The organism is Gordonia aichiensis (assembly GCF_039946255.1).
Lineage (GTDB): Bacteria > Actinomycetota > Actinomycetes > Mycobacteriales > Mycobacteriaceae > Gordonia > Gordonia aichiensis_A.
In genome coordinates, this window is sequence record NZ_JBCDWL010000008.1 from 44,866 (window position 1) to 57,502 (window position 12,637).

Here is a 12,637-nt window from a genome sequence, read left to right on the forward strand (position 1 = left end):
TTGATGATAGTTTTCAGCACAACCAGCTGTTGGACGTATGCCGGCAGGTGGCGCAGAGTTGAGGCATGAACAGCACACCAACTTCGCCGACGAAGGCCGCACTCTCCCCGCTTCGGATCGCCGAACTGTATGCCGACTGCTGGCGTCGCAAGGACTTCACCGATCTGCGCAGACACCTGTCCGACGACTGCCGGTTCACCGGCGTCTTCGGCACCGCCTCGGGACCCGAGGAGTTCCTGGCCGGCCTGGCCGGCATGGCCGCCGCCACCGACAGCTTCGTCGTCCGCAAGCGCCTCGCGGACGACACCGACGTGATCACCTGGTTCGACCTCGGGATGAGCGGCGCCCCGGTCACCGCCGTCGCCAATTGGACCCACGTCGAGAACGGACTCATCACGCGGGTCGACGTCACCTTCGATCCACGCGGGATCCTCGCCGCGAGCTGACCGGCGGGCCGGCGGTAATCTGACCCGCATGGCACAGGTGACGGCGATCTGCGTGGTCGCCCGGCTGCACCCGGACGCGGGGAAGGTCGGCACCACCGCGATCGACAAGCGGCCGGTCGACGGCCCGGTCCGCATCGGCGAGTACGGCGCCTACGCCGACGTGCAGGCCGACCGCAAGCACCACGGCGGTCCCGACAAGGCGCTGTACGCGTACGCGCAGGAGGACATCGACTTCTGGGCGGCCGAACTCGGGCGCGATCTGCCGCCGGGTGTCTTCGGCGAGAACCTGCGCACGGTCGGCATCGACGTCAACGGTGCGCGGATCGGCGAACGCTGGCGCCTCGGTGCGCAGGTGGTCGTCGAGGTGACCGCGCCGCGCATCCCCTGCCAGACCTTCGCGCGGTGGATGGGCGACGACGGTCGGGGCTGGGTGAAGCGGTTCGCGCAAGAGCAGCGCGTGGGCCCGTACCTGCGCGTCGTCGAACGGGGAACCATCGCCGCCGGCGACGAGATCACGGTGCTGCACGTGCCCGCCGGCGCCCCGACGATCCGCGACGTCTCACCGCGCTGAAAGTTTTTTCGCCGACACCGATCAGTTTCGGTCGCGGCGGCGGTCTACCTCTATGACGGCTCCCACCGGGATGCCGCAGACGAGAGGAATCCGCCATGCACAAGATGATCTTCGTGAACCTGCCCGTCGCCGACCTCGCCGCCTCACGCGAGTTCTTCGGCAAGCTGGGCTACACCTTCGACGACCGCTTCAGCGACGAGAAGGCCGCAGCGCTGGTGCTCGGCGAGACCATCGTCGCGATGCTTCTGCAGCGCGACTTCTACCAGACCTTCGTTCCCGGCCGGGAGATCATCGACGCCACGACGACCAGCGGCGCCATCCTCTGCCTCAGCGCCGAGAGCAAGGACGAGGTGATCGGACTGGTCGACAAGGCCGTCGCGGCCGGCGCGACCTTCGGCAACACCGAGGACCACGGATTCATGTACGGCAGCTCGTTCTACGACCTCGACGGCCACGGCTGGGAGATCATGTGGATGGCCCCGGAAGCCGTGGAAGCAGGCCCGGAGGCCTACGCCGCCGCCCAGGAGGGCTGAGCACCGCGCGAACGCGGACTCGGGGCACCGGGTTCGACTGGGGCACCGGGTTCGACTGGGACCGGGTTCGACTGGGAACCGGCGGCACCGGGAGACTCGGCAGGATGGGAACTGGGGAAGCGATGACCGACGACCGCGCCTTCGACGAGGCCACCCGGGCGCTGCGCGCCGAACTGCTGGTGCACTGCTATCACCTGCTCGGCTCGGCGACCGACGCCGAGGACGTGCTGCAGGAGGTGTACCTGCGCGCCTGGCAGGCCTTTCACCGGTTCGAGGGCCGGTCGTCGGTCCGGACCTGGATGTACAAGATCGCGACCAACACCTGCCTCACGGCGCTGGAGGGCAAGGCGCGGCGACCGCTCCCCACCGGGCTCGGCACCGAGTCGTCGGATCCGCGTGAGCCGGTGGTCGCGAACACCGAGATCCGGTGGCTGCAGCCGCTGCCCGACGGTGTGCTGGGCGATCGGGCGGCGGGCGACCCTGCGGTGGAGGTGACCGCGCGGGAGAGCGTCGGCCTCGCGATGGTCGCGGCGATGCAGGAGCTGCCGCCGCGGCAGCGGGCCGCACTGATCCTGCGCGACGTCCTCGCCTTCAGCGCGGCCGAGACCGCGCAGTCCCTCGACATGACCGTCGCCGCGACCAACAGCGCGCTCGCCCGAGCGCGCAAGACCCTCGGCGACGGCGCCCGGCAGGACGGGCGCCGGGCCGCCGAACTCACCGAGCGCGAGCGGCGCGTGTGGGACGACTTCTGCTCCGCCTTCGAGCGGCACGACATCCCCGGGGTCGTGGAAGTCCTTGCCGCCGATGCGATCTGGGAGATGCCGCCGTTCCCGGGCTGGTATGTCGGCGCCGACGCGATCGGTGTGCTCAGCCTGACCCAGTGCCCGGCCAAGGCTCCCGGCGACATCAAGATGGTCAAGACCACCTGCAACGGCCGGCCGGCCGCGGGCATGTACATGCGCGACGGCGAGCTCTGGCGTCGCTTCCAACTCGACGTGCTCAGCATCGTCGGCGGCCAGATCGTCCACGTCGGTGCTTTCTTCGAGCCCGCACTGTTCACGATGGCGGGGCTGCCGGAGGTGCTGTGAGCGGTCTCGGTTGATCTGCGTCGGGAGTTGTACCTGCAGGCGACAACTCCCGACGCGAATCCGGGCGGAACCGATCGCCGGCCCGGTGCGTCTAAAGAGGTGTGGGGGATTACGGGGAGATCGCAGCGGTTCTCGCAGCACATGACGGGGTCATCACGGCCGGGCAGGCATTGGCGGGCGGGCTCAGCCGTGCTCGGATCCGCGGGCGGGTGATGCGCGGAGAGTGGATTCGAGTGGTGCCGGGACTCTTTCGATCCGCCTCCCACGAGTTCAGCGAGGCGGCGATGGTCCGCATCGTCGTCCTCGCTCACCGGGGCGTGGCCGACGGTACCACCGCGGCGTGGTGGCACGGCATGGTGCGTACGCTGCCCACGCCGCTGACGGTCTCGTGTGCATCCGAACCTGCGGCGGTGGACCTGCCGGTGCAGGTTCGGACGAGTCGTCGCAGCCTGCGCCCGAAGTGGCTGACCGAGGTCCGGGGGCTGCCCTTGACCGGGAAGCCCTTGACGGCGTTGCTCGCCGCAGTCGAACTGCCCGACGGCAGCGTCTTCCTCGACCGGATGCTGCAGGTGGGACAGGTGCAACTTGCGGAGTTGGAGCGCGTGGTCGCCGAGGCCGCGGGAATGCACGGGATCGTCGAAGCCCGCCGACTCGTCGCGGTGGCGAGCTCGGACAGCGAGTCGGCGGCCGAGCGGCTGTTCGTTCGCCTGCTGCAGCGACGGGGCGTCACCGGGTGGGTGCAGCAGTTGTGGTACGGGCGCTGGCGATTGGACTTCGCGTGGCCCGAGTACCGGGTCGCCGTCGAGATCTCGGGCTGGGCGTTTCATCGCGACCCGCGCCGGCACGGCAACGACTTCGCGAAGGCGAACCATCTCGAGCACATCCAGTGGCGCGAGCTGCAGTTCGACTGGCACATGCTCGCCGACAGCGGCGAAGACTGCGTTCAACAGGTCATCGACCTGTTGAACTCGCGCGGGGTGGTCGCGATGTGACCGGTGGGCGCGGATCTGCGTCGGGAGTTGTCGCCCAGGGATACAACTGCCGACGCAGATCCGCCTCGCGGCGCGGGCGGCGCACGGTGAAGGTGAGACAGGGCGGGAATTGGAACAGGCCCGGCCGGCGAGGGGACGTCGCCGACCGGGCCTGGGTCTGTTGTGGGCGCGCTACCGGGGCAGCGCGGCCAGCCGTGCGTGCGCCTGGGTCATGATCGTCTGGATCAGCTCGCGGCAGGACGGCAGATCGTCGATCATGCCGACCACCTGGCCCGACGCCAGCACACCGGCTTCGGTGTTGCCGTCGACGAGGCCGGCCTTGAGCAGCATGGGGGTGTTGCCCGCCATGATGATCTGCTGCCAGGTGCGCTCGCCCGACTTCTTCATCGAGGCGCCGTCGCGGAGCATCGCGGTCCAGCGCATGCCGGTCATCTGCTTGAACTCGTTGGCGTTGCGGGCGGCGGCCAGCAGAGCCTTGGCCCGCGAGCCGCTCTCGAGCGCCTCCACCAACTCGGTGCGCAGCACCCGGTGCGGCATGCCGTCGACCTTGAGCGAGACCACGGTGTCGTTGAGCGTGCGCTTCAGGTACTCCTGCTTCACGCTGTCGGGCACCGCCGAATCGGAGGTGAGCAGGAACCGGGTGCCCATCGCGACGCCGTCGGCGCCGTAGGCGAGGGCCGCGACCAGGCCGCGGCCGTCGAAGAAGCCGCCGGCGGCGATCACCGGGATCGACGTCGGACCGTCGTTGCCGCCGAGCGCGTCGACCACCGACGGCAGCAGCAGCGTGGTGGCCACCGGGCCGGTGTGCCCGCCGCCCTCGCCGCCCTGCACGATCACCGCGTCGGCGCCCCACGAGGCCACCTTCACGGCGTGCTTGGCGGCGCCGATCGACGGCACCACCACCAGGCCGTTGTCCTTGAGCTTGCTGATCAGCTCCTTCTTGGGAGCCAGCGCGAACGAGGCCACCTTGACGCCCTCGCGGATCATCAGATCCACGCGCTCCGCGGCGTCGGTCGCGTCGGCGCGCAGGTTGACGCCGAAGGGCTTGTCGGTCAGCGACTTGGTCTTCTTGATCGCGAACTCGAGCTCGTCGTAGGTCATCGTCGCCGAGGCGAGGATGCCCAGGCCGCCGGCGTTGGCGGTGGCCGCGGTCAGCGACGGCCCCGACACCCAGCCCATGCCGGTCTGGACGATCGGGTACTCGATCCCGACCATCTCGGTGAACCGGGTGGCGATGGGTGCTGCGGGCTCCGACGCCGTCGTCACGACCGGACCTCGCGATCACGGGCGCCGCGCGGGTCGACGACCTCGCGGATCAGGTGCAGCTGTTCGTCGGTCGGGGTCGCGGTGACCGGAGCGGACTCCAGATCGGCGACCGGGAAGCCGGTGTTCTCGGCGACCTCGGCGGCGGTCACGCCCGGGTGCAGCGACAGCGCCCGCATGGTGTGGCCGGGGCCGCCGAAGTCGAAGACGCCCAGGTTGGTGACGACGCGGTGGATGTTCAGGTCGTCGTAGGCGGGGTTGCGCTCGTCGACCTTGTCGAAGCCGACGCCGGAGACGATGTCGACCTGCTCGGGGAACACGCGCGCGGTGTGGCGGGCCACCCAGTAGCTGGTCGGGTGGTTGATGGTGTTGCCGGGTGCGCCGCGGACGCCGAACATCTGCCGCGTCGGGTGCTGCAGCGGGCCGTAGGCCGACAGGTTCTGGTTGCCGTAGCGGTCGATCTGGTTGGCGCCCATCACCACGTGGCGACGCCCCGAGGCGACGACGTCGAAGACCTTCCGGAAGGGCATCCAACCCTCGATGGGCCCGGACTGGCCGACGGCCGGGGCGTCGGCCAGGATCAGGGCCTCGCCGTCGGTGATCAGCAGGTCGGGCTCGGTGGTGAGCCGGGCCAGTCGGGCGCCGATCAGCGGGGTGGTGGCCATCGGAGAGGCCATGATCTCGCCGGCGCCGGTGAAGATGTCGGCGCAGGCGACGACGCAGTACTCGGCCCGCGTGATGTCCTGTGCGGTCACTTGGAGGTCTCCTTTTGGGTCTGCTCTGCCTGCCATGCGGCGACTTCGGTCTGGTAGGTGGCCTCGTCTACGTCGAGGAACCGGCTGCGGAACGCCGACCACGACTCGTCGTCGGCGGCCGAGGCCGCGTAGTGGCGCAGGAAGGCGTCGTCGCGGCCGTAGCCGCCGGCGAACGTGAAGTGGGCGCCGTTCGGCGCGTGCACCACCCGGTCGACGTTCATCCGGTTGACGATCAGCCGCTCGCGGGCGACGGAGCTGACCAGCTCCTCGGTGGAGACCACCTGGTCGGCCTCGACGTAGCGGCGCTCGGCGGCCGCCAGGTACAGGTCGTCGAAGTACGGGTCGACGCCGGTGTACGCGGCGTTGCCGTGGATGTCGGCGATGTCCAGGTGCACGAAGGCCGCGTCGAGCTTGAGCGCGGGCATCGCGATCAGCGTCTGGGTGCGGCCGTCGGCGTCGGCGTACGGCGACTCGACGGTCTTGAGCTCGCCCTCCCAGAAGTCGGGCACGGCCGAGCCGAGGCCGGCGCGGATCGGCAGGAAGGGCAGTCGTGCGGCCGCGGCCTCCAGACCGCACTTGATCATGCCCTCGTCCATCTCGCGGGCCTCGAGGGTGCCGGAGGTGCGGGCCTTGGCGAACCACGGGTCGTAGAACGGGGCGGCGTCGAGTGAGACGAAGCCGTAGTAGGCGCGCTTGACCTTGCCTGCGGCGCACAGCAAGCCGATGTCGGCGCCGCCGTAGGCGACCACCGTGAGGTCCTTGACGTCCGAGCGGGCGATCGCGCGGACCAGGGCCATCGGCTTGCGGCGCGAGCCCCACCCGCCGAGGCCGATCGTCATTCCGTCGCGGAGCTCGGCGACGACCTCGTCGAGCGTCGAGCGCTTATCAGTCTTGGCAGCCATGCCAGTTACTTCCCCTCTTTCAGAGTCTTGCCAGTCGCGACGTAGGCGTCGCGGTGTTCGTCGGCCACACCGGCCAGATTCAGTTCGTACGTGTAACGCTGTTCGAGCAGGTAGCTGGTCTTGACGTCGACGGGGTCGATGCCGTTGATGGCGGCCTTGGCGGCGCGGATGACGCGGGTGTCCTTGGCGTCGATCTGCCGGGCGACCTCCAGCGCGGCCTCGAGCAGTTCCTCGCGGGGAACTGCCTGGTAGCAGGAGCCGAAGTGGACCAGCTGCTGGGCGGTCACGTTCTGCGCCGTGTAGTACAGCGTGCGCATCATGTGCTGGGGCACCAGTCGGGCCAGGTGGGTGGCGGCGCCGAGTGCGCCGCGATCCACCTCGGGCAGGCCGAAGACGGCGTCGTCGGAGGCGACGATGACGTCGGCGTTGCCGACCAGGCCGATGCCGCCGCCGACGCAGAAGCCGTTGACGGCGACGATCACCGGGACCGCGCAGTCGTACACCGCGGCGAAGGCGGCGGCGCAGCCCTTGTTGGCGTCGACGAGGGCGGTGAAGCCCGAGGTCTGCTGCATCTCCTTGATGTCGACGCCGGCGTTGAAGCCGCGGCCCTCGGCCCGCAGGATCACCACGGTGGTCTCGGGGTCGGTGCCCGCGGCTTCGATCGCGTCGGCGAGTTCGAACCAGGCGGCGCTGGGGAGTGCGTTGACCGGCGGAAAGTCGACCGTCACGGTGACGATGCCGGATTCGACGCGGGCGGTGGTGATCGGCACACCGGCTCCTTCGTTGTGGTGGCAGGGGCTTGAACAAGTCGCCCAAGCAAATGCTTGGTTGTTTGTTACAGTAGCACCATGACCAATGCAGTGCACAGTCCGGTGAATCTGGGGCTGGCTGGGAAAACGATCCTGATCACCGGCGGTGTCCGCGGCGTCGGTGCGGGCATCGCGCAGGTGCTCGACGAGCTGGGGGCCAACCCCGTCGTCTGCGCCCGGCGGCCCGGCGACGACGACCGCGAGTTCTATCCGTGCGATGTCCGCGACAGCGACGCCGTCGCCGAGATGATCGACAAGATCGTCGAGCGGCACGGTCGTCTGGACGGCGTGGTGAACAATGCGGGCGGTTCGCCGTTCGCGCTGGCCGCCGACGCCTCGGACAACTACTCGCGCAAGATCATCGAGCTGAACCTGGTGGCGCCGCTGATCGTCGCGCGGGCCGCCTACAAGGTGATGGCCGGGCAGCCCGGCGGCGGTTCGGTGGTCAACGTCTCCAGCGTCAGCGGGCACCGGCCGTCGCCCGGGACCGCGGCGTACGGTGCCGCCAAGGCGGGGCTGGACAACCTGACCGGGTCGCTGGCGGTGGAGTGGGCGCCCACAGTCCGGGTGAACTCGGTGGTGTGCGGACCGATCCACACCGAGCAGTCGCACCTGCACTACGGCGACGACGCGGGTATCGCCGCCGTCGGCGAGACCATCCCGATGGGCCGGCTGGCCCTGCCCGCCGACATCGGCAACGCGGTGGCGTTCTTCTTGTCGCCGCTGGCCGAGTTCATCACCGGCTCCATCGTCACCGTCCACGGCGGCGGCGAGAAGCCCGCCTTCCTGGCAGCCGCCAATGCGGGCAACGACTGACCGCCTCTCGACACGCCTGCGCGGCGCGGCACCCCAGGGTTGTCGAGTAGCCACCGAGCGTAGCGAGGCGGCGTATCGAGACCGCTGCCTCTCGATACGCGACACGGCACCCCCCAGGGTTGTCGAGTAGCCACCGAGCGAAGCGAGGCGGCGTATCGAGACGACGCCCCCAGCATCACCAAGAAACTAGAACAGAAGGAACAAGAACTTGAGCAACAAACTGAACGAAGGTCGCGTCGTCATCGTCACCGGTGCCGGGCAGGGCATCGGCCGGGCGCATGCGCACGCCTTCGCCGCCGACGGCGCCAAGGTGGTCGTGAACGACTACGCCGCCGATTCGGCCGCAACCGTCGTCGACGAGATCAAGGCTGCGGGCGGCGAAGCCGTCGTCGCCGCGGGCGACGTGGCCGACTGGGACACCGGCGCAGCGATCGTGCAGACCGCGATCGACACCTTCGGCCGCCTCGACGTACTGGTCAACAATGCCGGCTTCCTGCGCGACCGGATGCTCCTCTCGCTGGGCGAGGAGGAATGGGATTCGGTGGTCCGCGTGCACCTCAAGGGTCATTTCGTGATGCTGCGGCACGCCGGCTCCCACTGGCGCGCACAGGCCAAGGCCGGTGAGCAGGTCAGCGCCCGCATCATCAACACCAGCTCGGGCGCGGGCATCTTCGGCTCGGTGGGGCAGGGCAACTACGCCGCCGCGAAGGCGGCGATCGCCGAGCTGACCATTCAGGCGGCCGCCGAGTTGGGCGGCTACGGCGTCACCGTCAACGGCATCGCTCCGGCGGCGCGCACCCAGATGACGATGGGCGCCGGCGAGGCGATGGCCGCGCAGATGGCCGCGCCCGAGGACGGCTCGTTCGACGCGATGGATCCGGCGAACATCTCGCCGCTGGTGGTGTGGCTCGGTTCGCCTGCCTCGGCTGAGGTCACCGGACGCCTCTTCGAGGTCGAGGGCGGGACCGTCACCGTGCTCGACGGCTGGCAGCGTGCGGCCTCGCGCGACAAGGGCGCCCGCTGGGAGGTCGCCGAGCTGACGCCGGTGATCGCCGAGCTGATCGCCGCGTCGCCCGCACAGGTGAAGGCTTATGGCGCTCGCTGACGCCGACCGGATCGCCGCCGCTCGCGCCTACGTCGACGCACTGGTCAGCCATGACGCGTCGGCGGTCCGGCTCGATCCGGGGTGCACCCGGATCGAGCTCGGCGTCAAGACCGGCCGCAGCGGCGACCACATCCGCCGCAGCCTCGAAGGCGGGCCGCAGTTCAAGCTGATCCACCGGATCAGCGACTTCGAGGCCCGCGTCGACGGCGCCGTCGTGCACACCACCTACTACGTGCACGTCCACCCGAAGCCGCTCGGCCTGGCCGCACGGGTGACCGAATCATTCGACGTCGACGACTCCGGTGCCATCACCGCGATCGTCGCCGGCTTCTCGGTGTCGCGCCGCAAGGCGTGAGCATCGCCGACGAAAGGAACCGGAGTGTCCGACACTGTCGTTCTCTACGAGGTGCGCGACGGCGTCGCCGTCCTCACGTTCAACCGGCCCGAGGCGATGAACGCGGTCAACGCGGCTCTCGCCACCGCTGCGGGTGATGCGCTGGCGCAGGCGTCGGCGGACCCGCAGGTCCGCGCGGTGGTCCTGACCGGCAACGGTCGCGCCTTCTGCGCGGGCGCGGACTTGAAGGCCGTCGCCCGCGGGGAGCCGATCGTCGACGACGCCCATCCCGAGCGAGGCTTCGCCGGGATCGTCCAGCACTGGGTCGACAAGCCGGTGATCGCCGCCGTCAACGGCTTCGCGATGGGCGGTGGCACGGAGATCATGCTGGCGTGCGATCTGGTGGTCGCCGCCGACACCGCGGTGTTCGGACTGCCCGAGGTCAAGCGTGGCCTGATCGCCGGAGGTGGCGGCGTGATCCGGATGCAACGGCAGCTGCCCATGAAGCGGGCGCTGGAGTTGGCGCTGACCGGCGACGGCATCGAGGCGCAGACCGCCTTGGACTGGGGCCTGGTGAACCGGGTGGTCCCGGCCGAGCAGGTGCTCGACGCCGCGCTGGAGTTGGCGCGCAAGATCGCCGAGAACGCGCCGCTGTCGGTGCAGTACACCAAGCAGGCGATGTATCGGACGCAGACGGCGCTGTCGGAGTGGGATCCGGCCTGGGGCGCCGAGGATCCGTGGGCGGTCAACGAAGTATTGGGCGCCAAGGTCCTCACCTCGGCCGACGCTCTCGAGGGGCCGACGGCGTTCGCGCAGAAGCGCAAGCCCGACTGGCAGGGGAAGTAGGGCGGCCGAGGGCCCTCAGGCCGGAGGGCCGCAGGCCGGTCGAGTTGTCGGCGGAGGTCCTTAGGCTGGTCGAGTAGTCACCGAGCGCAGCGAGGCGACGTATCGAGACCCCGTTCCCGTCTCGCTACGCTCGCTCACTTCGTGCGCCGACCACTCGACGAACCTGGAGGTCGCGGCGGCCGAAAGCCCTTCTTGGAAGCCAGATGAAGCGCGCCGAAGTCGCCGGCGATCAGCGCCTCGCGCTTGGCTCGCGACCACTTCTGCACCCGCTTCTCCATCCCGTAAGCTTCTTCGATCGATTCGAACTCTTCGGAGAGGACGAGCTCGACGGGTCTTCGGTCACGGGTGTACCGCGCACCTCGCCCCGACTGATGCTGTTCAAAACGGTGGTCGACGTCCCGGGTGCTTCCGACGTAGTAGCTGCCGTCCGCGCATCTGAGGATGTACAAGTAGCCGCGCATGCATCGAGTGTCGGCGTGCGGGTGCGCGTCGGCAACGTCGTTGTCCACAGGGTGGGGCGGGGTCTCGATACGTCGCCTCGCTGGGCTCGGTGACTACTCGACCGGCCTGGTGTGGTGACGGGGTCTGGGGGTGGGGCTTCGGTGTGCGTTTCAGGGTTGTCGAGTAGCCCGTGAACGAAGTGAGCGAGTGTATCGAGATGTCCGGCACGGCGGGGGTCTCGATACGTCGCCTCGCTGCGCTCGGTGACTACTCGATCGGCCTGGGGTGGTGACGGGGTCTGGGGGTGGGGCTTCGGTGTGCGTTTCAGGGTTGTCGAGTAGCCCGTGAACGAAGTGAGCGAGTGTATCGAGATGTCCGGCACGGCAGGGGTCTCGATACGTCGCCTCGCTGCGCTCGGTGACTACTCGACCAGCCTGGGGTGTCGCCTCGCTGGGCTCGGTGACTACTCGACCGGCCTGGGGTTGTGACGGGGCTGGGTGCGGGTCTTCGGTGTGCGTTCCAGGGTTATCGAGTAGCCCGTGAACGAAGTGAGCGAGCGTATCGAGATGTCCGACGCGGCAGGGGGTCTCGATACGCCGCCTCGCTGCGCTCGGTGACTACTCGATCGGCCTGGGGGTGTGACGGGGTCTGGGTGTGGGGCTTCGGTGTGCGTTTCAGGGTTGTCGAGTAGCCCGTGAACGAAGTGAGCGAGTGTATCGAGATGTCCGGCACGGCAGGGGTCTCGATACGTCGCCTCGCTGCGCTCGGTGACTACTCGATCGGCCTGGGGGTGTGACGGGGTCTGGGTGTGAGGCTTCGGTGTGCGTTTCAGGGTTATCGAGTAGCCCGTGAACGAAGTGAGCGAGCGTATCGAGATGTCCGATCCGGCGGGGGTCTCGATACGTCGCCTCGCTGCGCTCGGTGACTACTCGACCAGCCTGGGGCGTCGCCTCGCTGGGTTCGGTGACTACTCGACCAGCCTGGGACGTCGCCTCGCTGGGCTCGGTGACTACTCGACCGGCCTGGGACCTCTACTCGACCAGCGCAGACGACGTCGCCCGGCCGAGGGTCACTCGGCCGGGCGACGTCGATGGCGGGTGGTTCACACCCTGGTGAACTCCGGTTGCAGCAGATCGTGGACCCGGGTGTGCCTGCCCAGCAGGGCCGCCTCCCGGAACTGCAGGAGGATCGCGCCGGTGGGCGCATGGATCACCATGTCGTGTCGCAGCGGCATCTGCAGGAGCGGGCCGCTGCCCTCGCCGCGCGTCCAGCGGGGGACGCCGTCGGCCAGCAGTCGCCGCACGGGGATCGGGTGGATCGAATGCACCTCCGTCGGATCGCGACGAAGCTTGGGCGCGCCGTCCACCACGACCACCACCGGGGTGATGACGAAACCCGAGTCGGTGACGAAGTCGTCGAGCAGACCGGCCACGGACGTCTCGTCGACGGCCAGTCCCACCTCCTCGTGCAGCTCGCGCAAGGCGGCCTGCACGTCGGTCTCGTCCGCGTCGACCTTGCCGCCCGGCAGCGCCCACTGACCGGCGTTGAGTCCCTTGGGAACTCGCTTGATCACCAGGAACTTGGGCTCGGTGCGTCCGGGCGTGCCGGTGAGCACGCACACGACGACCGCGGCACGGCGGCGCGGGTCGGCCGCGGCGCGGCGGGGGAAGTCGGCCAGGTTCGCCGAGATCGTCGCCGCCAGGTCGGAGGTGTCGGGTGTCGTCATCATCGCGGTC

At 69.3% G+C, this 12,637-nt stretch carries 15 protein-coding genes; 9 read left to right on the forward strand and 6 right to left on the reverse strand.

What is annotated here, in order from left to right; translation table 11 throughout:
- Nucleotides 1–65: 65 nt before the first annotated feature.
- The 5 genes from AAFO60_RS11240 to AAFO60_RS11260 all read left to right on the forward strand — a co-directional run bounded on the left by AAFO60_RS11240 (nt 66) and on the right by AAFO60_RS11260 (nt 3,630).
- The gene (locus AAFO60_RS11240) at nt 66–446 is read left to right on the forward strand and encodes a nuclear transport factor 2 family protein (protein ID WP_347956287.1); all 381 of its coding nucleotides are present in this window, start codon (nt 66–68) and stop codon (nt 444–446) included.
- 28 nt (nt 447–474) lie between these two features.
- Nucleotides 475–1,017 carry an MOSC domain-containing protein gene (locus AAFO60_RS11245; RefSeq protein WP_347956288.1) on the forward strand — a complete coding sequence of 181 codons (543 nt, stop codon included), beginning with the start codon at nt 475–477 and terminating at the stop codon, nt 1,015–1,017.
- Between the two features lie 95 nt (nt 1,018–1,112).
- On the forward strand, nt 1,113–1,550 hold the full coding sequence (locus tag AAFO60_RS11250; protein ID WP_347956289.1) for a VOC family protein: 438 nt from the start codon (nt 1,113–1,115) through the stop codon (nt 1,548–1,550).
- 122 nt (nt 1,551–1,672) lie between these two features.
- Nucleotides 1,673–2,638: a sigma-70 family RNA polymerase sigma factor gene (locus AAFO60_RS11255; protein ID WP_347956440.1), complete on the forward strand. Its 966-nt coding sequence runs from the start codon at nt 1,673–1,675 to the stop codon at nt 2,636–2,638.
- 101 nt (nt 2,639–2,739) lie between these two features.
- Complete coding sequence (locus tag AAFO60_RS11260; RefSeq protein ID WP_347956290.1) at nt 2,740–3,630, forward strand: type IV toxin-antitoxin system AbiEi family antitoxin domain-containing protein; 891 nt, start codon at nt 2,740–2,742, stop codon at nt 3,628–3,630.
- Between the two features lie 171 nt (nt 3,631–3,801).
- Here the strand turns inward: AAFO60_RS11260 and AAFO60_RS11265 are convergent, their stop codons facing one another.
- The 4 genes from AAFO60_RS11265 to echA20 are packed head-to-tail and all read right to left on the reverse strand — an operon-like array spanning nt 3,802 to nt 7,320.
- Complete coding sequence (locus tag AAFO60_RS11265) at nt 3,802–4,896, reverse strand: NAD(P)H-dependent flavin oxidoreductase (RefSeq protein WP_347956291.1); 1,095 nt, start codon at nt 4,894–4,896, stop codon at nt 3,802–3,804.
- Entirely contained in the window at nt 4,893–5,684 is a 792-nt protein-coding gene (locus tag AAFO60_RS11270; protein ID WP_424309669.1) for a CoA-transferase subunit beta, read from the reverse strand. Before AAFO60_RS11270 ends, AAFO60_RS11265 begins: the two co-directional genes overlap by 4 nt.
- A complete protein-coding gene (locus tag AAFO60_RS11275) occupies nt 5,645–6,550 on the reverse strand; it encodes a CoA transferase subunit A (protein WP_347956293.1) in 906 nt (301 codons plus the stop codon). The genes AAFO60_RS11270 and AAFO60_RS11275 overlap by 40 nt, the downstream gene beginning before the upstream one ends.
- Nucleotides 6,551–6,555: 5 nt before the next feature.
- The gene (gene echA20 / locus AAFO60_RS11280; protein WP_347956294.1) at nt 6,556–7,320 is read right to left on the reverse strand and encodes a (7aS)-7a-methyl-1,5-dioxo-2,3,5,6,7,7a-hexahydro-1H-indene-carboxyl-CoA hydrolase; all 765 of its coding nucleotides are present in this window, start codon (nt 7,318–7,320) and stop codon (nt 6,556–6,558) included.
- A gap of 78 nt (nt 7,321–7,398) precedes the next feature.
- Between echA20 and AAFO60_RS11285 the strand changes: the two genes are divergently transcribed.
- The 4 genes from AAFO60_RS11285 to AAFO60_RS11300 all read left to right on the forward strand — a co-directional run bounded on the left by AAFO60_RS11285 (nt 7,399) and on the right by AAFO60_RS11300 (nt 10,460).
- Nucleotides 7,399–8,175 carry an SDR family oxidoreductase gene (locus AAFO60_RS11285; RefSeq protein ID WP_347956295.1) on the forward strand — a complete coding sequence of 259 codons (777 nt, stop codon included), beginning with the start codon at nt 7,399–7,401 and terminating at the stop codon, nt 8,173–8,175.
- Between the two features lie 208 nt (nt 8,176–8,383).
- Nucleotides 8,384–9,280, forward strand: coding sequence for an SDR family oxidoreductase (locus AAFO60_RS11290; RefSeq protein WP_347956296.1), 897 nt, complete (start codon nt 8,384–8,386; stop codon nt 9,278–9,280).
- Nucleotides 9,267–9,635 carry a hypothetical protein gene (locus AAFO60_RS11295; RefSeq protein WP_347956297.1) on the forward strand — a complete coding sequence of 123 codons (369 nt, stop codon included), beginning with the start codon at nt 9,267–9,269 and terminating at the stop codon, nt 9,633–9,635. The genes AAFO60_RS11290 and AAFO60_RS11295 overlap by 14 nt, the downstream gene beginning before the upstream one ends.
- Before the next feature lie 24 nt (nt 9,636–9,659).
- Entirely contained in the window at nt 9,660–10,460 is an 801-nt protein-coding gene (locus AAFO60_RS11300) for a crotonase/enoyl-CoA hydratase family protein (RefSeq protein WP_347956298.1), read from the forward strand.
- Between the two features lie 134 nt (nt 10,461–10,594).
- Here AAFO60_RS11300 and AAFO60_RS11305 read toward each other — a convergent pair whose 3' ends face one another.
- Together AAFO60_RS11305 and AAFO60_RS11310 are read right to left on the reverse strand one after the other, a co-directional pair.
- Nucleotides 10,595–10,921, reverse strand: a complete 327-nt coding sequence (locus tag AAFO60_RS11305; RefSeq protein WP_347956299.1) for a GIY-YIG nuclease family protein — start codon at nt 10,919–10,921, stop codon at nt 10,595–10,597.
- 1,082 nt (nt 10,922–12,003) lie between these two features.
- Nucleotides 12,004–12,630, reverse strand: coding sequence for an NUDIX hydrolase (locus AAFO60_RS11310; RefSeq protein WP_347956300.1), 627 nt, complete (start codon nt 12,628–12,630; stop codon nt 12,004–12,006).
- Nucleotides 12,631–12,637: the final 7 nt, after the last annotated feature.

Bases quoted from the DNA above. Each gene is read 5' to 3' on its own strand.
- AAFO60_RS11255 (WP_347956440.1), top strand. From the start codon at position 1,673: ATGACCGACGACCGCGCCTTCGACGAGGCCACCCGGGCGCTGCGCGCC.
- AAFO60_RS11245 (WP_347956288.1), top strand. From the start codon at position 475: ATGGCACAGGTGACGGCGATCTGCGTGGTCGCCCGGCTGCACCCGGAC.
- AAFO60_RS11285 (WP_347956295.1), top strand. From the start codon at position 7,399: ATGACCAATGCAGTGCACAGTCCGGTGAATCTGGGGCTGGCTGGGAAA.
- AAFO60_RS11250 (WP_347956289.1), top strand. From the start codon at position 1,113: ATGCACAAGATGATCTTCGTGAACCTGCCCGTCGCCGACCTCGCCGCC.
- AAFO60_RS11240 (WP_347956287.1), top strand. From the start codon at position 66: ATGAACAGCACACCAACTTCGCCGACGAAGGCCGCACTCTCCCCGCTT.
- AAFO60_RS11310 (WP_347956300.1), bottom strand. From the start codon at position 12,630: ATGATGACGACACCCGACACCTCCGACCTGGCGGCGACGATCTCGGCG.
- AAFO60_RS11295 (WP_347956297.1), top strand. From the start codon at position 9,267: ATGGCGCTCGCTGACGCCGACCGGATCGCCGCCGCTCGCGCCTACGTC.
- AAFO60_RS11275 (WP_347956293.1), bottom strand. From the start codon at position 6,550: ATGGCTGCCAAGACTGATAAGCGCTCGACGCTCGACGAGGTCGTCGCC.
- AAFO60_RS11270 (WP_424309669.1), bottom strand. From the start codon at position 5,684: ATGGCAGGCAGAGCAGACCCAAAAGGAGACCTCCAAGTGACCGCACAG.
- AAFO60_RS11305 (WP_347956299.1), bottom strand. From the start codon at position 10,921: ATGCGCGGCTACTTGTACATCCTCAGATGCGCGGACGGCAGCTACTAC.